The organism is Bartonella vinsonii subsp. berkhoffii ATCC 51672 (assembly GCF_902825225.1).
In the GTDB taxonomy this organism is placed as follows: Bacteria; Pseudomonadota; Alphaproteobacteria; order Rhizobiales; family Rhizobiaceae; genus Bartonella; species Bartonella berkhoffii.
Map to the genome: position 1 here is coordinate 68522 of NZ_CADEAK010000005.1, position 20532 is coordinate 89053.

The window sequence follows — 20532 nt, forward strand, 5'->3', positions numbered from 1 at the left end:
AAAAAGTTGGTGGGTTTTCTGTGCAAGTGCTTTGTTCTTTTTAAATCTTTTACGATGATCAAAAGAAAAGTAATTATAACAAGGATAAAATTTCAATGAAAAATACAGGGCCATCACAACGGCAACTCAGAGTAGGAGAACAAGTACGCCACGCAGTATCCCATGTACTACAGCGCGGTGTTTTATTTGATGATGTCTTGAAAAACATGGTGATTTCTGTCTCTGAAGTACGCATGTCACCAGATTTAAAAATTGCTATCTGCTTTATTTCTCCCCTCAGCACTCTCAAAAATGCGTCTTATGATTGTGTCGTTGATATCCTCAATAAACATAGCCGTTTTATCCGTGGAGAAATTAGTCATGCGTTGCGTCAAATGAAATATATGCCTGAACTACGTTTTCGACTTGATAGTAGTTTTGATAATTTTTTAAAAATTGATACCCTGCTTCGTTCACCTGAGGTAGCACGCGATCTTCACCCTAGTCATAAGCTTGAGGATTAGAAATATGGCACGGCAACATAAAAGAAAAGGCCGTTCTGTTTCTGGCTGGGTCATATTTGATAAACCAAAAGGAATGAGATCAACGGAAGCTGTTTCACAAATCAAATGGCTCTTTCATGCACAAAAAGCAGGACATGCCGGGACACTGGATCCTCTTGCTTCTGGTCTCCTACCAATTGCATTGGGCGAAGCAACTAAAACTGTACCTTATGTGATGCAAGGTACTAAAACCTACCGTTTTCAAATCGCTTGGGGAGAAGAGCGTTCAACAGACGATCTCGAGGGTGAAATAACAAAAACATCTCTCAAACGTCCAACACAAGAAGAGATACTCGCCCTTCTTCCCCAATATACAGGTGTTATTTTGCAAACACCTCCACAGTTTTCGGCAATTAAAATTTCTGGTAACCGCGCCTATGATCTAGCGCGAGAAGGTGAGATTGTTGACATTCCACCGCGCCAAGTGGAAATAGAAACTTTTAAATTAATAGAAAATCCTAGTAAAGATTGTTCACTCTTTGAAATAACCTGCGGAAAAGGAACCTATGTGCGTTCCTTAGCGCGTGATATGGGACGTGATCTTGGTTGTTATGGATATATTGCTAATTTAAGACGTATCGCAGTGGTTCCCTTTGGCGAAAATGATCTTATCACATGGGACGAATTAAAAGCGGTCGCACTGGATAAAAATGCAACAAATGAGAATGATACTTCTTCCAAAAGAAACTTTTTAACACTTGATGCACTTTTAATTGAAACAGGCGCTGTACTGGATTGCCTCTCTCATTACACCCTTAGCGAAACCCAAGCACAGCGGATCATGATGGGTATTCCTATACCTCTTTGTAATCATGAGGTATCTCTTGATGAAGATGAGGTTTGTGTCATCTACAAAGGCCAACTTCTTGCTATAGGCTCTCTCGATAAAAGCTTGTTCAAACCAAAGCGGATTTTCACAATTTGATTCATAGTAGTCTCTTAAAAAAGATACTTTTTATATCAATAAAGCAAAGAAGGGTTTTTTCATTGCTTTACCCTTTTATGATCATTCATATCAAAACCTCAATGAGTGAGGCATTCATCAATTCAACCTGCTCTTGTATAAATAAAAAAACACAAGAATTTGTCTTTGTTGTTTTAAATCATTTCTGCATATACATGTATATCTTTAGTGTTAAGAAAATTTTGTAGAATGAGAAAGGCTTGAGCTTAAACAAAGTACAATACTTATAATCTCATTTATTCAGTAGAAATCTATCCTCAACTTATCAACAGCATAAAGTGCTCATTGAAATATCTCATTTTCCTGCTGCTCTGTTCATACTAACAAAGTCATTCCATAAAAATAAATTGCCTGTATAATAGTTCTGTATAACTCTCCTCTTATCTTTAAGGTAATTGATCAGCAGAGGACTTTAAAAGCATCTCATTAGCTTGTGGTATTGTTTGCCGCTCAATCATGCGGTGAACTCTTATCCCGTCAGGTGCACGATTTAAATGACGCAGAAGCTTGTTCACCTCTGCGTCTGCTTTTATGCGACGGTGATTATGGCGTAAATAATCTACCCATGTTGGCATATGATAAACTTCTGTCCAATATTCAGGTCTTTCAAGATCTCGTAAGAGAACCCATTGGCGAGCGCCATCACGTAAACGAATATGGCGACGACGTGTCATCACTTTGAGAAATTCTTCAAGATCATTTTCATGAATTTGATAATCGATCATAATCATAATCGGACCGCTTTGTGCTTTTAAGTCAAGTAAAAGCTCTGGTTCTCTGAAATGATCAAGCGGATCCAAATCTATTTGGGGTATTTCCTGAATTCTAAACTTTATCCCTGCAAGGGCTCCAAAAACCAAGAAAAGAGAACAAACACTCAAAGCAACGGTAGGAGAATAACCATCAGCCAAAACACCCCAAATTACGCTTCCAATTGCCATCCCTCCATAAGATGCTGTTTGATAAAGCGCTAAAGCACGTGCAACAACCCAACGCGGTGTAGAAAGCTGGACAGATGTATTAAATAAAGACAATGCCAAAACCCAACATAAGCCTGCAGGAAACAAAGCAATATGGCTTACAATTAATGAACGGCTCATTGCTAAAAAAAAGCAAGAAAAGGCAAAACCAATAAATGAACTTGCAATAATCGTCTCTAAACGAAAAAAACGCCGTACAGATGAATTAATCATACCAGCCGTCATAGCTCCAAGACCAAAACACCCAAGCAGTGTTCCATAAAGAAGAGCGCTTCCTCCAAGAATTTTATGTACAACAATTGGTAAGAGCGCCAAAATCGAAATCGCTCCAATACCAAAAAGGAATGCCCTAACCATAATACTGAGAAGATTAGGTGACATCGCAACATAACGCAAACCATCTGAAACAGCTCCTAAAAGCCTTTCGCGTGGCAATCTGTTATTTTCATAGCTCGGTCTCCAGAAAAACAAAGCACCAATTAAAGGAATGTAACTTATTGCATTCAATAAAAAAGCTGCGACTGCACCCAGAGTTGCAATAATAGCACCGCCAATAGCAGGGCCAACACTACGCATTAAATTAAAGCCAACACTATTTAAACTTACAGCAGCAGGAATATTTTCCCTGCTCACAATGTCTCCTATTGTTGCCTGCCAAGAAGGATTATAAAAGGCTGTTCCACACCCAATCAAAAACGTAAAGAATAAGAGAAGCCCTGGTGTTAAAAAGCCGATATAGGATAAAATAGCCAAACTCATGGATATAACCATCATTATAATCTGAGCACACAACATAATTTTGCGCCGATTAAAATTGTCAGCTAATGCCCCTGCCATCAGAGAAAACATCACAAGTGGTAATGTGGTAGCGCTTTGAACAAGTCCAACCATGGAGTGCGAAGAACTTATCAACGCCATTAACCACCCTGCTCCTACAGCTTGGATAAGCCCCCCTAAATTAGAAATAAGAGTGGATGACCACAAGTTTCGAAATACCGAATTACGAAAAAGTTTTAATGTTGAAATGGTCTGCATCTTTTGCCTCTCAATCGATATTTATCGCTTTTCTTACTACACACGCACTCTGTAAAGCAGTCATCTTTGTATCAAAAGGATGCATAATTCTTTAAAAATTCTCATAAAACCCTCTTAAATCAATATTTCAAAACAAAATCCTTTCTCTAAAGAAGGTTTTCAAGATGCTTTTAAGGACTAGTATTTTAACCTCCTTTCCTATATAAATGCTAAAATAGGTGAGAGTTTTCAACTCTTCTTGTTTCTTCATAGACCCTTGCTGAACGACATCTCGGCTATGGGTGGCGTTTGTTTCTTTATTTTTTGAAAGGATAATACGATGTCGATTACAGCTGAACGTAAACAAGCTCTTGTTGCAGAATACGCAAATAAAGCCGGTGATACAGGATCACCAGAAGTACAGGTTGCTGTACTTTCTGAACGTATTTCTAATTTAACTAACCATTTTAAATCTCATAAAAAGGATAACCATTCTCGTCGTGGTCTTTTGAAGATGGTCTCTCAACGTCGTCGTCTTCTTGATTACCTGAAAGGAATTGATCAAAATCGTTATCAGACACTTATCAGGAAGTTAGGTTTGCGCCGCTAAAAGAAACAATGGGTGGTCTTTCTAAAAAGCCGCCCATTTTTTAAGCTTGCTGCTTTTAGTTAAAAACTTAAAAACTGGCGAATAATCATCATGGGGCAGGATTGCTCGTTGCATTGTCTTTAAATTGCGATTTGCTTCTCTCTTCTCACGAATAAACAGAAGTGTGTTGTTATGCTGCCCATAGCTTTAAAATATGCTCCGCAAAACCAGAATGTGAGCACTTTAAAATATGAACACTGGTCATTAAGGATAAAAAATGTTCAAAACGCACAAGATAGAAATTGAATGGGCTGGGCGGCCACTCACCATCGAAACAGGAAAAATAGCCCGTCAAGCTGATGGTGCAGTGATTGCTACCTACGGAGAAACTATTGTCTTAGCAACCGTTGTATCAGCAAAAAGTCCAAAGCCAGATCAAGACTTTTTTCCACTTACCGTTAATTATCAAGAAAAATCTTATGCTGTTGGTAGAATACCGGGCGGTTATTTGAAACGGGAAAGCAGACCAACTGAAAATGAAACTTTGATTTCACGTTTGATTGATCGTCCGATTCGCCCCCTCTTCGCCGATGGATATAAAAATGATACACAAGTCATTGTTTCCGTTATACAGCACGATCTTGAGAATAATCCCGATATCCTTGCAATGATTGCCTCTTCTGCCGCATTGACTTTATCAGGTATTCCTTTCATGGGGCCCATTGCTGGTGCCCGCGTCGGATATTGTAACGGACAATATGTTCTCAATCCTCATATCGATGAAATGCCGGAATCAAAACTTGATCTTGTTGTAGCAGGAACTGAAAGCGCTGTGTTGATGGTTGAATCAGAAGCACACGAATTGCCGGAAGACATCATGTTGGGTGCCGTTATGTTTGGGCACAAAAGTCTTCAACCTGTTCTTGATGCTATCATCAAACTTGCCGAAGTTGCTGCAAAAGACCCACGCGATTTTGTTCCCGAAGATCTTTCTGATCTTGAAAAAGCCATGCGGAAAATGGCTGAACAAGATATACGTAAAGCCTACACTATTACAGATAAACAAGAACGTTATGCTGCAATTGATGCCATAAAAACGGAAATCACTAATAAATTTATGCCAGAAACAGACGAGGAATGTAAATTTAGTACAGATCAGCTTGCAACCGTTTTCAAACAGTTGCAAGCAAAAATTGTTCGCTGGAACATTCTTGATACTCAAAAGCGTATTGATGGGCGAAACCTTTCAACAGTACGCCCCATTCAATCAGAAGTGAGTATTTTACCCCGTACACATGGATCCGCACTCTTTACGCGTGGAGAAACACAAGCAATTGTCGTTGCAACACTCGGAACTGGTGAAGATGAACAATATGTTGACTCCTTAACAGGTATGTATAAGGAAACATTCCTTCTTCATTATAATTTCCCGCCATTTTCAGTAGGTGAAACAGGACGGCTTGGCTCTCCTGGTCGCCGTGAAATTGGACATGGTAAATTGGCGTGGCGTGCTCTTCATCCTATGTTACCAACCAAGGAATCCTTCCCCTATACCATTCGTGCTGTCTCAGAAATTACTGAATCCAATGGATCATCTTCCATGGCAACTGTTTGCGGAACTTCACTTGCTCTCATGGATGCTGGTGTTCCTCTGGCACGCCCAGTTGCGGGTATTGCTATGGGCTTGATTAAAGAAGGTGAACGCTTTGCTGTTCTGTCCGATATTTTAGGAGATGAAGACCATCTTGGAGATATGGATTTTAAAGTAGCAGGAACAGAAAATGGTATTACTGCTTTACAAATGGATATCAAGATTGATGGTATTACCGAAGAAATTATGGAAATCGCACTTGAACAAGCTAAGGAGGGTCGAATCCATATCCTTAACGAAATGGCTAAAGCTTTAACCAGTGCACGTGCTGAACTCAGCGAATTTTCTCCACGCATCGAAGTTATGAACATTCCTGTTGATAAAATTCGCGATGTCATAGGCTCTGGCGGTAAAGTTATTCGAGAAATCGTTGAACAAACTGGAGCAAAAATCAATATTGAAGATGATGGAACAATTAAAATTGCTTCTGCCGATGCTAAAACCATTGAAGCAGCAAAACGCTGGATTCATTCCATTGTTGATGAACCTGAAGTTGGTGCTATCTACCAAGGAACAGTTGTGAAAACTGCAGAATTCGGTGCATTTGTAAATTTCTTTGGCTCACGTGATGGACTCGTTCACATCTCTCAACTCGCATCAGAACGCGTCATAAAAACAACAGACATTGTTAAAGAGGGTGATAAAGTTTGGGTTAAATTAATGGGATTTGATGAACGTGGTAAAGTTCGGTTATCAATGAAAATCATCGATCAAAAAACCGGTAAAGAAATTACAAGTGATAAGCCAGTAAAAGAAGGGTGATCTGCCTTCTTATCGAAAAATAAAATGCCATTCTCATATTAGAATGGCATTTTTTCTTTGAAAGAGCCATATGTGTTGCTGTTTTTACCTTTTAAAAACCATAGCCTCCCTCTTCCCAATCCAAGTCAATCTTGGTTGGGTTTTGGTTTAACAGAAATTCCTGCTCCAGAATGGGTACAAAATTTAAAAGTTATAACCTCTTGGCGACCAGATTTTTTAAAATTTGCCAATGCTCAATTTCACTGCGCTCCTCAAATAGATAAAACCTTCACCTATGATGGTGCACTTTTACGTTTGAGCAAATATCGTGGTTTTAACCAAAATTGTTTTCTTGATTTATTAGAATGCGTTAAACCTGGTGGATGGATTATTATCGGTGGAAATAAAACTGCCGGCGCAGCCTCAATGATGAAATGGGTCAAAACGTTTGTTCCCGTTACCGATAAATTGTCTAAAAACCATGGACTGGTATTCTGGCTTCAAGTTCCACAACAAATAGAGAGACAGAATATTGCCCAATTGCGCTCATCACCACTCACTTTTGAAAATAAATTTCAGACCACTTCTGGCATGTTTTCACACGGTCGTATTGATCCGGGATCTGCCGCTCTTGCTTTCCATATGCGCAAAATTATTTCCGGAAAAACTGCAGATTTTGGTGCTGGTTGGGGTTTTCTTTCTTACGCTGCTCTTGAACAAAATGAAAAACTAACAGCTCTGGACCTCTATGAAGCCGACTACAACGCTTTGAGAGCAGCCAAACAACACCTTAAACACAAAACGGCTTCTTGTCCGATTCATTTTTATTGGCATGATCTGGTGTGTGAACCGATCACAGATCTGTATGATACAATCATTTCAAATCCACCATTTCACACGCAGCAAACAACAGACATTTCATTAGGACAGCATTTTATTATAAAGGCTGCAAAATACCTAAAACCAGGTGGCAATCTGCTTCTTGTTGCTAACCGCCACCTGCCTTATGAGACATTGTTAAAAGACATTTTTCACAAAGTATTGATACATGAAAAAGCCCATGGTTTCAAAGTTATAGAAGCACGCCGCTAGACGAAAACAAGCAATAACTCTAAAGAATAAAACGTGAAAGATCGATATCAGCAGCAAGCTCACCTATAGATTGTCTCACATAAGCAGCGTCAATTTTAAAGGATGTTCCGGCTTTATCTGGCGCTGTAAAAGAAATCTCATCCAAAACGCGCTCCATCACCGTTTGCAAACGACGTGCCCCGATATTTTCAATTCTTGCGTTTAAATCTACAGCAATATCTGCTAAAGCATCAATCGCATCATCAGTAATTTCTAAATGAACCTCTTCTGTTGCCATTAAAGCAATATATTGCTTAATCAGACTGGCTTCAGGTTCGGTTAGAATACGTCGTAAATCTTCCCTTGTGAGAGCATTTAACTCTACGCGAATGGGCAAACGCCCTTGAAGTTCTGGCAATAAGTCAGATGGCTTAGAAACATGAAACGCACCTGATGCAATAAAAAGAATATGATCTGTTTTGACTTGACCATACTTTGTAGCAATTGTTGTCCCTTCAACCAGAGGCAAAAGGTCCCGTTGAACACCCTCACGCGAAATAGCAGCACTTGCTCCACCATCTCTGGTTGCGATTTTATCAATCTCATCGATAAAAACAATTCCATCATTTTCCGTAACACGGAGTGCTTCTTGTATAATTTGATCTTGATCAAGAAGCTTTTCAGATTCATCATCCATGAGGGGTTTAAAAGCATCCTTTACTGTCGTTTTTCGGACCTTTGTACGCCCTCCCATTTTGCCAAAAATGTCTGACAAATTCATAATTCCCATTTGCGCACCAGGAATTCCCGGAATATCAAAAGTCGAAGCGCTATTGCTGTTATTATCGGCTACTTCAATTTCAATCTCTTTCTCATCTAATTCACCTTCACGCAATTTTTTGCGAAAACTATCACGGGTAGTAGGGCTTGCTGTCTTGCCAACAAGGGCATCTAAAACGCGCTCTTCGGCATTAACATGCGCCTTTACTTTGACTTCCTCTCGTTTTTTTTCACGCACAAGAGAAATGGCAATCTCAACAAGATCGCGAATAATTTGCTCAACATCACGTCCTACATAACCAACTTCAGTAAATTTAGTCGCTTCTACTTTAACAAAAGGCGCTCCAGAAAGTTTTGCTAATCGGCGCGCTATACCTGTTTTACCAACACCTGTTGGCCCTATCATCAAGATATTTTTTGGCATAACTTCTTCACGCATAGGACCATCAAGCTGTTGTCTACGCCACCGATTACGCAATGCAATAGCAACAGAACGTTTGGCATCATCTTGGCCAATAATAAAACGATCAAGTTCAGAAACAGTCTCACGAGGGGAAAATACAACACACATTCAAATAGCTTTCTCTAAAGATGATAATTCTGCATCCAATGTTTCAATCGTAAAATGATCATTGGTGTAAACACAAATCTTAGCGGCAATATCCATAGCTTTACGAGCAATGGTTTCTGCATCCAAGTCCATATCCATGAGTACTCGAGCAGCCGAAAGAGCAAAATTGCCTCCAGAACCAATCGCCATAACGCCATCTTCTGGCTCTAAAACATCGCCCAGCCCTGTTAACGCTAAAGTTATTTTCTTATCAGCTACTAGCATCATTGCTTCAAGACGACGCAAATAACGGTCTGTTCGCCAATCTTTTGCAAGTTCTACACATGCACGCATGAGCTGATCGGGATATTGCTCAAGCTTCGTTTCCAATCTTTCCAATAAAGTGAAAGCATCCGCCGTAGCACCTGCAAAACCAGCAATAACTGTTCCGCCCTTCCCAATACGACGAACTTTGCGTGCATTCCCTTTCATAATCGTTTGTCCAAGTGATACCTGTCCATCACCAGCCATCGCAACTTTGCCATCTTTTCGCACAGTAATAATAGTCGTACCATACATTATGTCTGGTTTATGTTCTTCCATAAGGAAACTCATTAATATTGACCTCTATTCTTAATATTGTTTTCTTTTCATCAAATGTAAAATCCAAGCACTATTGCCTTTATTTAAGAACATACACTGCAAAACGCAATGATTCAGCACAATTCAATTTATTAGAATAAAAAAAATGATATCATTGTTATCAATGCAAATTGTTGTTAAATAGTTTTTTTAAATAGTTTGCGTCTTTTAAAGGAAAAATGATGAAAAAAATAGCCATAGGAACATTGGGAGGAACAATCGCAATGGCGGCTGACAATCTTGGCCAAATGCAACCAACATTAACCTCAGATATTCTCATCAAAAGTGTTCCCGATTTAAATAAAGTTGCCCATATTCATGCGCAAACATTAACACAATTACCGAGTGGATCTTTATCTTTTAAGATCCTTTTTGAAATCATAGAGTGGGCAACACAACAAATAAAAGCTGGTGCAGAAGGTATTGTTTTGACCCAAGGTACTGATACACTGGAAGAAACTGCTTTTTTTCTTTCCCTTTATTGGGATAAAGCGGAACCGCTCGTTATAACGGGTGCTATGCGTATACCTTGTGAAGCAGGTGCTGATGGACCAGCTAATATTTTAGCAGCAACCCGTGTTGCTGCTCATCCACAAAGTCGAAACAGAGGGGTTCTCGTTGTCATTAATGATACGATTCATTCACCTTATTGGGTCCAAAAAAGCCATACCGTCAAAATTGAGACATTTCAGTCAGGCCTCGTTGGTATTTTAGGCACTCTTTTAGAAGGAAAACTGCTGTATTTTAATAATCAAATTTTTTTTCCGAGAACATTTGATCTTCCCCAAAACTATGATCATCAAGTTGCACTCTTATACTCTTCTTTATCCTCTGACACACAATTAATGAAATTCTGCTTTGAAAGTGGGCATTATGCTGGACTTGTCGTTGCCGGTTTTGGATCAGGGCATTGCAGTTTTGAAGAAGCAGATATCATACGACAATATACACAAAAAATGCCAATCATTATCGCTAGCCGTACCTGCACTGGCTCAACAACCCGCAAAACTTATGGCTATAAAGGTTCAGAAGTTGATATGATTGCTTCTGGTGCCCTTATGTCTGGTTATCTATCAGCAGTAAAAGCACGTTTACTTTTGTGGGCTTTTTTGGCACAAGGGTACTCATTGGCACAAATCAACGCACAATGGAATGACTGGACTATAAGCTAACGAAAGACTATCTGTTATTTTAAAGAAGAGAATATGCACAATAAAGCACATTTGAATACAAAATAGCCTACCTGTTTGTCCCTCGTCAATTACTGCAGCAAAAGAATTCTCGACCAACACAAATGATTGATACGCTTCTCTCAAAAATTGATCAAGAAGATAACTTGGTCAAATCCATTTCTGATCAATATTCGCCCTATCGTGTCTTTACTGCACAAGAGTGGTCCCAATTTCGTGAAGATACACCGCTCACCTTGACTTTTGATGAAATTAAACGTTTGCGCTCAATCGATGATCCCATTGATCTTGAAGAAGTACAACGTATTTATCTTTCCTTATCACGTCTGCTATCATGCCATGTTGAAGCAGTACAGCAACTTTTTTATAAGCGTCAACAATTTTTACATCAAAAAGATACAAAAAAAACGCCTTTTATCATTGGAATTGCTGGCTCTGTTGCGGTAGGAAAATCAACTACTGCTCGCATTCTTCAAGAACTTTTGAAACGTTCGGCGTCTAGTCTTAAAGTTGATTTGATTACAACGGATGGTTTTCTCTATCCTAACGCTGTTTTACAGCAAAAAAATCATATGAATCGTAAAGGATTTCCTGATTCCTATGACATTAAAAAATTACTCTGCTTTCTTTCTGCTATAAAAGCTGGTATAGGTAATGTTAGCGCCCCACTTTATTCGCATATGACCTATGATGTTCTGAAAAATCAAACAGTTATCATTGATCGTCCTGATATCTTAATTGTTGAAGGAATTAATGTGCTCCAGGTCAGTGATCTTCCTAAAGATGGGAAAATCATTCCTTTTGTTTCAGACTTTTTTGATTTTTCAATCTATGTAGATGCCGAAACAGAAGTCATTCGTCACTGGTACGTGGAACGTTTTAAACGTTTGCGTAAAACAACTTTTCAAAATCCTGAATCCTACTTTCATCGTTATGCACACCTTACCGAAAAAGAAGTTTTAAAAATCGCCGAAGACCTTTGGCAAACCATTAATTTAAAAAATTTACAAGAAAATATATTGCCAACACGACCACGGTCTAATCTCATTCTCCGTAAAGGGAAAGACCATTTGGTTGAATATGTCGCACTTCGACGTCTATGAGGATTTCATAAATATGGACTTACATCACATTCACTTTAGCACAATACGTGTCGATAATAGTTGTCCCATACTTTTGGTAAAACAAAGAAATATTGCTGAGTTATCGCTTGATGCATCAATAATAACATGGATGAAAGTTAATGATTTTACCGGCAAAGCAGGACAAATACTCTTCGTTCCTCACGAAAATGGGCAGTTAAAAAAAGTTTTATTTGGGCTTGGTAACGGTGATGAACCTTTTCTCACAGGGTTTCTCGCTAAAAAACTTCCTGCTGGACATTGGCATTTAGAAGGAGCTGCCTCCCATGAAATAAAGAGCTATCTTGGATTGGCATTTGGAAGTTATCAATTCAACCGCTATCGTCAAAATTTTTCCTCCAAATCGTTATCGTTCTATGTCAGCGATAGGGTCGATTTTGATGAACTTCAACGAATTTATAAAACCGTCTTTTTTGTGCGTGATCTTATCAATATTCCTGCCAATGATATGAACCCTGATACCCTCGAGAAAGAAGCTCGCCAATTGGGGAAAACTTACGGTGCTGATGTCCAAAGCATTTATGGAGATGCACTTTTAACACATAATTTTCCGATGATCCATGCTGTAGGACGAGCCAGCAGCACTGCACCACGAATTATTGATCTACACTGGGGACAAGAAAATCATCCTAAAATAACGTTGGTTGGAAAAGGTGTAACCTTTGATACTGGAGGACTCAATATTAAATCAGCTAACAATATGTCACTCATGAAAAAAGACATGGGAGGGGGAGCACATGTTTTGGGGTTGGCTCAACTTATTATGGATGCCAAATTGCCTTTTCGTCTACGTGTTTTGATTCCAGCTGTTGAAAATACAATTTCTGCTAATGCTTACAGACCAGGCGATATCCTCCAAAGTCGTAAAGGTTTAAGTGTAGAGGTTGGTAATACAGATGCTGAAGGACGACTTGTCCTTGCTGATGCGCTTGCCTATGGTGATGAAGATAGTCCACAATTCATGCTTTGTATGGCGACTTTAACAGGAGCAGCACGTATAGCATTAGGACCAGATCTTGCAGCATTTTATTGCAATGATTCAGAATGGGCCCAACAAATTTCTCAATCTGCTTATTCTGTTTCAGATCCTCTTTGGCAAATGCCCCTTTGGAAACCTTATCAGGAAATGTTATCATCACCAATTGCTGATCTTAATAATATAAGTGGTAATAACTTTGCAGGCTCCGTGGTTGCCGCTTTATTTCTGAACTCTTTTGTTGAAAAAGCCAAATATTTTGCGCATTTTGACCTTTACGGGTGGATTTCAAAAGAAAAACCAGGCTTCCCTGTCGGTGGTTGTGCACAAGTTATTCGTGCTCTTTATAACCTCTTTAAAAATTGACACAAAATATCCACAAAGTTGAAGAATTTTGGAGCCGTTTTTTATCGCTTACGTTTGTGCTTTATTTGAGGATGAAAAATCCTACGAGTACGGTTATCATGATCTTACTTTAAAGAAAAAATGAAAGGTCAACAGATGGTCTTTAAAGATCCCCGATTATATGCATTCAGAGATGATCTAGCAGATAAACGTCTTGAAACAGAAATTACAGCACAGCGTTTTGTGCAAGGTGAAAAAAAACGTGTTAATACAGCTGTCGCTGGACTTTTCAAAGAAAACAATAAAAAAAGCGAAAGACAAACAGAGTGCTTATTAGGAGAAGAACTCCTCATCTTTGAACAGGGAGAAACCATGTCATGGGGACAATCTCTCAAAGATGGTTATGTCGGTTATATTGATACAACTGTTCTTTGTACATCAAACTTAAAACAAACACATGTCGTTTCAGTACCACGCACTTTTCAATATTTACAGGCTGATTTACGTGGACCCATGGAGTGTTTTTTATCCATGGGCAGCAAAGTAAGTGTTGTTGATGAAATTGAAGTCCATGGCACAGTATATTCTATACTTGAAAATGGGAAAGCAATCTTTAGCCATCATCTCAGTCCCATTGGGCGCGTATATGAAGATTATGTTACGGTTGCCGAAACTTTTATACGCACACCGTATCTTTGGGGTGGTGTTAGTGGTTTTGGAATTGATTGCTCGGGACTCGTCCAGCTCTCTATGATCATGTCCGGCCAAATGGTTTTACGCGATACTGACATGCAGCAGAAAACGATAGGCAAACAACTTACAGATCATGATAAACTTCAACGAGGTGATTTGATTTTTTGGAAAGGTCATGTCGCCATTATGATTGATCAGGAAAATATTATTCATGCAAATGGTTTCTCTATGGATGTTATGATTGAACCTCTGGAAAAAGCCATTACACGTATCGCGCAAAAACATCAATATCCTGTAGAAAAGCGTCGCCCAATGCAGAAAACATAATATGTGCTCTTATATATGAACCCAATCAAAAAATAAGACTTCCATTGTTTCATTCCTTCATGAATCCATTTTGAATCTAAAAACCATCCTGTAGATTAGAGTGATTTACTAATCCCTCAGTAAACAAACACTTGTACAGATTTGTTTATATCAAAAGAGTTCATTATTTACTCTTTTCCTAAAGTTCATTAGAACTCATTTAAAAATCTTTATTAACATTATTCATGCGTTTTGGAAATATTGTAAAAAATTATCAACCGGCTTACTGTCTTTCATGAAATTACCGTATGTTATGGATAAGGATTTGATTAAGCAGTATTTTCTTCTCACTGCTCCATTAAAGAAGAAAATTCTTCAATATCTGAATCAATGGCTTGTCAGCAGCAGGCATTGGATATTGATCAAGTTCACCAATAAAAACCCATTTTAAGTTTTGTCCCTCTCGTCCTTGTGCAAAGCCTTCATAATGAGAACAGAGATACAATGGCATTAAGAGATGAAATGTCTCATAAGTATGACTTGCAAATGTTAAGGGTAATAAGTTATTCTCCTGAACATAAATACCAAGTTCTTCTTTCAATTCACGAATCAATGACTCTTCTGGAATTTCACCTTTTTCAACCTTTCCACCAGGAAACTCCCATAAACCAGCTAATGATTTTCCTTGAGGGCGTTCTGTAAGCAACACGCGCTTATCTTGATCCAACAATGCGCATGCAACAACAAGAAGAAGTGAACTTTTTCTATGCATATCACTCTCCACTAGGAATAGTAAGGATAACCATCTCTTCTATAACGCCCCCTACCCCAAGATGGAAGAATTTAAATCTCTAATCTTCTCTGAAGAAATATCCAATGTCAAATTTATAGTACATCAATTAACTTCTGTAATCGCCATTAATCATAACGTACTCTTTCGTCAAATCACAAGACCAAACTGTCGCTTTACCTCTACCCAAGCCAATATCAACACGAATTGTGATGTGTTTGCCTCGCATATAAGCACCTATTGTCTCTTCACAATACTCAGGATCACGTTCGCCATTGACAGCTAAACGATGTTCACCAAACCAAATCGTCAAGAGATCACGGTCGACTTCAACACCTGCTTTACCAACAGCCATAACCACCCTCCCCCAATTAGCATCTTCACCGGCAATAGCGGTTTTTACAAGTGGTGAATTTGCAATTGAGAAGGCAATCGTCTTCGCAGCATTGTCTGTTGTAGCACCAATCACATTAACCTCAATTAAATGACGAGCACCTTCACCATCACAAACAATTTGTAATGCAAGCTCCTGCAACAGTGCACGCAATTGTCTCATAAAGACCCCATAACGTGGATCAGTTTTACACGTAAGGGAGTAACAACTTTCTTTTCCTGTTGCAAACATCATGAGTGTATCTGATGTTGAGGTATCACTATCGACAGTAATCGAATTGAAAGAGTCCTGAACCGCCTCTGATAACATTGATTGAAGTATATCCGAAGAAATACCTGCATCAATTACGACAAACGAGAGCATTGTCGCCATATCTGGTGCAATCATACCAGCGCCTTTTGCAATCCCATTAAGAGTAACAGTCTTTCCTCCACAATCAAATCTGCGCGTAGCAAGTTTTGGAAATGTATCGGTTGTCATAATTGCTTTTGCAGCTTCCAACCAGTTCTCTTCTTCTGCTGTCTCCACCATATTTGGTAAAAGATTTACAATAGCCGATGCATCCATGGGCTCACCGATAACACCTGTAGAAGCTATAAAAATTTCATTTTCTTGAGCCTTCAAAGCGCTTGCGGCTGCATACATGATTTCATTTGTTGTGTGCCTTCCTTTGCGTCCGGTAAAAGCATTTGCATTCCCCGAATTCACAACAACCCCCCTAGCCACCCCATGAGGAAGCGATGCGCGGCAATGTTCCACAGGAGCAGACGGGCATTTTGAACGTGTAAAAACACCTGCCACACTTGCTGGTTCATCGAATATGATAAAAAGAAGATCTGCACGACCTTTATATTTAATCCCAGCTTCAGCTGTTGCTATTCGAACACCAGATAATGGCGGAAGCTCCTGTATGTTTTGGGGAGACAAAGGAGATATTTTAAAAATCACAATACGCTTTCCATAAAAACAGATAACGATCTCTCACAAACAATTGCTAAGTTTTTTGAATGAAACAAATCTATTAAATCACCAAACAAAGATACTATCTGCTTCTTCTTCCTCGCTATTCCGTATCTTCCTCATCAGATGTTTCATTCGGAAACGGCGTCCCATTCTGATTAAGCGATTGCATAAGTTTTATAACATTAGGATCAGGATACTTCACATCTATCTTACTGCGCAAATCAACAATTAGTTTTTGGTAGCGTTCTTTTATTAACTGTGTACGCAACATTTCTTTCACATCATCAAATACAGGAGGCTGTTTCAAACGACGATCTTCCACCTTAATAACATGCCAACCAAAAGGGCTTTCAACAGGATGTTTAGTGTATTCGCCAACTTTCAAGCCAAACGCAGCATCTTCAAAAGGCTTAACCATTTGACCATGGCTGAAATAACCAAGATCGCCCCCAACAGCAGCGGAGCCATCTGTGGAATTCTTTTTAGCTATCTCTTCAAAATTTTCCCCTTTATTTAAACGCTTAATGATAGTTTCTGCTTCTTTTTTTGTTTTCACTAAAATATGACGCGCTTTAACTTCATCCTCTTTGGGTAAAGCAGCCACTTCTTTATTATAAAGGGCCTCCAAATCAGTATCCGAAATCCGGTCAACAACTGTCTGTTTAAAATAAAGCTGTTGAAGAACATTGTCACGCATAACTGCCATACGTTTATCGTAAGCTTCAGTCTTATCAATACCTTTGCTCATTGCTGCTTTAGCAAGCGCCTGCATATCCAAGTAAGCTTTTAAAACCATTATACGGCGTTGTTCATCAGGAAAACGCGCTAAATTAGGATTTATCTCAAGTGCTAATTCATCCAATTGCCCTACTGTAATATTCTTCCCATCAACAACCGCCATAACATCAGAGGGAGAAACTGTTTTTTCAGAAGCTTTCTCCAAAGTCTTTAAATCACTTGACGATGAATTCAAAGTTTCTTGGGCTACCACCCCTAAACTCGTACTCGTCAATAAAGTTGATATCAAAACCAGCGTGATAAAGTTGAATTTCATAAATAGACTCCTTAGAAATGAAGGTAGGTTCAAGATTCTCATTTTTACTGTAACATTTTAATCTCTAAATACAGATAAATAAATGAGTAATTTTATTTTAAAAAGCATAAACTTGCCCTTTTATCTCGGTGTATCCTACCCCATCTCATGCGCATGCAAAATATGATAATATAAAGAAATGACATATTGTATCCTAAATTACTTTGTATCGTGTCAAATAAACAGTATTACTAAAGTTGACACGGTGCGCTTCGCCTCTTATCTCTACTTTACAATTAAAGTGAAAAATTGCACACCAACAAGTATAATGGTACCATTTGCATCCAGTTATATGAAATGTCTTGGGGGTTGCAAACACGGGGATGGCATATGAATAACCCAATGAGAGTAATAACAATTAAAAGAAAGGACCAGAGATGGTCAGTTTAGGTGTCTTTGCACGTAAATTTTTTGGTTCAGCTCAGGAGAGACGTCTCAAGGTTCTTCGCCAAAAAGTTGTACAAATTAATGTTTTGGAAGAACAATTCGTGAAATTAAGCGATGCGCAATTGCGTCAAAAAACTGACGTGTTTCGTAAACGCCTTGCTGAAGGTGAAAGCATTGACCAGCTCTTACCAGAAGCTTTTGCAACTGCTCGTGAAACAGCAAAACGTGTTTATGATATGCGTCCTTTTGATGTACAACTCATTGGTGGAATGGTGCTCCATGACTGTGGCATTGCTGAAATGCGCACAGGTGAAGGTAAAACATTAATGGCAACTTTGCCAATTTATCTCAATGCCTTGGAAGGAAAAGGTGTTCATGTCGTTACGGTAAATGATTATCTTGCTAGCCGTGATGCAGAAACAATGGGGGAAATTTTCAGTTTTCTCGGGTTAACAACGGGCGTGATTCTGCATGACCTTGATAATGATGCCCGCCGAGCAGCCTATGCATGTGACATTACCTATGCAACAAATAACGAATTGGGCTTTGATTACCTGCGTGATAATATGGCCTTTGATCGTAATCAAATGGTTCAGCGTGGACATCATTACGCAATTGTTGATGAAGTTGATTCAATTCTTATTGATGAAGCGCGTACCCCCCTTATTATTTCTGGTCCTCTAGAAGATCGTACAGACTTTTACAATCTTATTGATACATTTATTCCAGACTTAACTCCAGAAGACTATGAAATAGATGAAAAACAAAAGACAACAACTTTTACTGAAGTTGGTACTGAAAAAATTGAAAAAATGCTTGAACAAGCTGGGTATCTTAAGGGTGAAAGTCTTTATGATATAGAAAATGTTGCTATCGTCCACCATGTCAATAACGCGCTAAAAGCCCATAAGCTGTTTGTTCGTGATAAGGATTACATTGTTCGCAATAATGAAATTGTCATTATCGACGAATTTACAGGTCGTATGATGCCAGGACGGCGTTATTCTGAAGGACTTCATCAAGCCCTAGAAGCTAAAGAGCATGTTGCTATTCAACCAGAAAATCAGACATTGGCTTCCATCACTTTTCAAAATTATTTCCGTATGTACAGAAAACTTTCTGGAATGACGGGAACTGCCATAACAGAAGCCGAAGAATTCAGTAATATTTATGGTCTTGAAGTTGTAGAAGTTCCCACCAACTTACCAGTACAGCGTCTTGACGAAGATGATGAAATTTATCGAACAGAAGAAGAAAAATATCGTGCTATTGTGCGTGATATCCGTCAAGCCCACGAAAAAGGGCAACCTATTCTTGTTGGTACAACTTCTATTGAAAAATCAGAACAATTAGCAGAACGTTTGCGAAAAGAGGGTATTTCTGATTTTAGAGTCTTAAATGCCCGCTATCATGAGCAAGAAGCATACATCATTGCGCAAGCAGGTGTTCCTGGAGCTTTAACAATTGCAACCAACATGGCTGGTCGTGGTACTGATATACAACTTGGTGGGAATGTCGAAATGCGTATCCGAAAAGAATTACAGGATATGCCTGATGGAGCAGAGCGGACGGCTAAAATTGAAGAAATTAAAAAAGATGTGAAGCAGCTCAAAGAAAAAGCACTCGCTGCTGGTGGTCTTTACGTCATTGCTACTGAACGCCACGAAAGCCGCCGTATTGATAATCAGCTGCGTGGCCGTTCTGGTCGCCAAGGTGATCCTGGTCGTTCAAAATTCTTTCTCTCTCTTCAAGATGATCTTATGCGTATCTTCGGCTCAAACCGTATGGATGGTATGCTGCAGAAACTTGGATTGAAAGAAAATGAAGCTATTACCCATCCGTGGATTAATAAAGCCCTCGAAAAAGCGCAAAAAAAAGTCGAAGCACGAAATTTTGAAATCCGTAAAAATTTGTTAAAATATGACGATGTCATGAATGACCAACGCAAAGTTATTTTTGAACAGCGTATGGAAGTCATGAATGCAGATGATTTAACAGATATGATCCTTGCAATGCGCAATGAAGTGATTGAGGATCTCGTAGAAACCTATATCCCATCTGGAACATATTCTGAAAAATGGAATGTAAAAGCTCTCCAAGAAGAAATTCACCACCTCTTCAACCTTGAGCTTCCAGTAGAAGAATGGGCAAAGGAAGATGGAATTGCTGAAGAACAAATTTTAGAACGCATATCTGATGCTGTCACCAAACTTGAAAACGAACGTAGTGAACGCTACTCTCCAGAAGTAATGGCTTATTTTCACAAAGCCATGTTACTTGAAACTATTGATACGCTATGGCGTGAACATCTGGTAAGTTTAGATCATTTGCGTTCCGCTGTTGGTTTTCGAGGTTATGCGCAACGAGATCCACTCAATGAGTATAAAACAGAGTCCTTTGAACTCTTTCAGTCCATGCTTAGAAATTTGCGCAGAGTCGTTACTTCTAAACTCATGCGTTTCGAAATCATTCAACAACCCACAGAACCATTCATAATAGAACAAAGCAATATTGATTCTTCTGTTGTTAACGATCAAGATAATGAAAGTGGCTCAACTTTATGGACGCGATCACAAGAAAATAGATTTGTTGATCCGAAAAACCGTGACCCTAACGATTTTACGACATGGGGAAAAGTTGGACGTAATGAACGTTGTCCTTGCGGTTCAGAGAAAAAATACAAACACTGTCATGGAGCTTTTGTTTGAATAACAAACACAATGAAGAAA

The 20532-nt window shown here is 39.0% G+C and carries 16 protein-coding genes; 10 read left to right on the forward strand and 6 right to left on the reverse strand.

Going from position 1 to position 20532, the window contains the following annotated elements; translation table 11 throughout:
- Positions 1-89: 89 nt before the first annotated feature.
- Both rbfA and truB read left to right on the forward strand, forming a co-directional pair.
- Positions 90-503, forward strand: a complete 414-nt coding sequence (gene rbfA / locus J7R10_RS03860) for a 30S ribosome-binding factor RbfA (RefSeq protein ID WP_275039533.1) — start codon at positions 90-92, stop codon at positions 501-503.
- Between the two features lie 4 nt (positions 504-507).
- The gene (gene truB, locus J7R10_RS03865) at positions 508-1467 is read left to right on the forward strand and encodes a tRNA pseudouridine(55) synthase TruB (protein WP_010704689.1); all 960 of its coding nucleotides are present in this window, start codon (positions 508-510) and stop codon (positions 1465-1467) included.
- A 425-nt stretch (positions 1468-1892) separates the two neighbouring features.
- Here truB and J7R10_RS03870 read toward each other — a convergent pair whose 3' ends face one another.
- Positions 1893-3521, reverse strand: coding sequence for an MFS transporter (locus J7R10_RS03870; protein ID WP_010704688.1), 1629 nt, complete (start codon positions 3519-3521; stop codon positions 1893-1895).
- Positions 3522-3840: 319 nt separating this feature from the next.
- On the opposite strand from J7R10_RS03870, the gene rpsO reads away from it, so the two are divergent.
- The 3 genes from rpsO (at position 3841) to J7R10_RS03885 (ending at position 7573) form a co-directional block, all read left to right on the forward strand.
- Positions 3841-4110, forward strand: coding sequence for a 30S ribosomal protein S15 (gene rpsO / locus J7R10_RS03875; RefSeq protein ID WP_010704687.1), 270 nt, complete (start codon positions 3841-3843; stop codon positions 4108-4110).
- Positions 4111-4366: 256 nt separating this feature from the next.
- Positions 4367-6502, forward strand: coding sequence for a polyribonucleotide nucleotidyltransferase (gene pnp / locus J7R10_RS03880; RefSeq protein WP_010704686.1), 2136 nt, complete (start codon positions 4367-4369; stop codon positions 6500-6502).
- A gap of 72 nt (positions 6503-6574) precedes the next feature.
- Positions 6575-7573 carry a class I SAM-dependent methyltransferase gene (locus tag J7R10_RS03885; RefSeq protein WP_015398743.1) on the forward strand — a complete coding sequence of 333 codons (999 nt, stop codon included), beginning with the start codon at positions 6575-6577 and terminating at the stop codon, positions 7571-7573.
- Positions 7574-7592: 19 nt separating this feature from the next.
- Here J7R10_RS03885 and hslU read toward each other — a convergent pair whose 3' ends face one another.
- On the reverse strand, positions 7593-8903 hold the full coding sequence (hslU, locus tag J7R10_RS03890) for an ATP-dependent protease ATPase subunit HslU (RefSeq protein ID WP_010704684.1): 1311 nt from the start codon (positions 8901-8903) through the stop codon (positions 7593-7595).
- Positions 8904-9485, reverse strand: a complete 582-nt coding sequence (hslV, locus tag J7R10_RS03895; RefSeq protein WP_026501312.1) for an ATP-dependent protease subunit HslV — start codon at positions 9483-9485, stop codon at positions 8904-8906.
- A 221-nt stretch (positions 9486-9706) separates the two neighbouring features.
- Between hslV and J7R10_RS03900 the strand changes: the two genes are divergently transcribed.
- The 4 genes from J7R10_RS03900 (at position 9707) to J7R10_RS03915 (ending at position 14197) form a co-directional block, all read left to right on the forward strand.
- A complete protein-coding gene (locus J7R10_RS03900; RefSeq protein WP_010704682.1) occupies positions 9707-10696 on the forward strand; it encodes an asparaginase in 990 nt (329 codons plus the stop codon).
- A 176-nt stretch (positions 10697-10872) separates the two neighbouring features.
- On the forward strand, positions 10873-11817 hold the full coding sequence (gene coaA, locus J7R10_RS03905; protein WP_244427559.1) for a type I pantothenate kinase: 945 nt from the start codon (positions 10873-10875) through the stop codon (positions 11815-11817).
- A 13-nt stretch (positions 11818-11830) separates the two neighbouring features.
- Positions 11831-13198, forward strand: coding sequence for a leucyl aminopeptidase family protein (locus tag J7R10_RS03910; protein ID WP_010704680.1), 1368 nt, complete (start codon positions 11831-11833; stop codon positions 13196-13198).
- A 135-nt stretch (positions 13199-13333) separates the two neighbouring features.
- On the forward strand, positions 13334-14197 hold the full coding sequence (locus tag J7R10_RS03915; protein ID WP_010704679.1) for a C40 family peptidase: 864 nt from the start codon (positions 13334-13336) through the stop codon (positions 14195-14197).
- Between the two features lie 337 nt (positions 14198-14534).
- On the opposite strand, the gene mutT is transcribed toward J7R10_RS03915, so the two are convergent.
- The 3 genes from mutT to J7R10_RS03930 form a co-directional block, all read right to left on the reverse strand.
- Positions 14535-14948 carry an 8-oxo-dGTP diphosphatase MutT gene (mutT, locus tag J7R10_RS03920; RefSeq protein WP_010704678.1) on the reverse strand — a complete coding sequence of 138 codons (414 nt, stop codon included), beginning with the start codon at positions 14946-14948 and terminating at the stop codon, positions 14535-14537.
- A 127-nt stretch (positions 14949-15075) separates the two neighbouring features.
- Entirely contained in the window at positions 15076-16308 is a 1233-nt protein-coding gene (argJ, locus tag J7R10_RS03925) for a bifunctional glutamate N-acetyltransferase/amino-acid acetyltransferase ArgJ (RefSeq protein WP_010704677.1), read from the reverse strand.
- Between the two features lie 115 nt (positions 16309-16423).
- Entirely contained in the window at positions 16424-17377 is a 954-nt protein-coding gene (locus tag J7R10_RS03930; RefSeq protein WP_010704676.1) for a peptidylprolyl isomerase, read from the reverse strand.
- A 416-nt stretch (positions 17378-17793) separates the two neighbouring features.
- Between J7R10_RS03930 and secA the strand changes: the two genes are divergently transcribed.
- A complete protein-coding gene (gene secA, locus J7R10_RS03935; RefSeq protein WP_010704675.1) occupies positions 17794-20511 on the forward strand; it encodes a preprotein translocase subunit SecA in 2718 nt (905 codons plus the stop codon).
- Positions 20512-20532 lie beyond the last annotated feature (21 nt).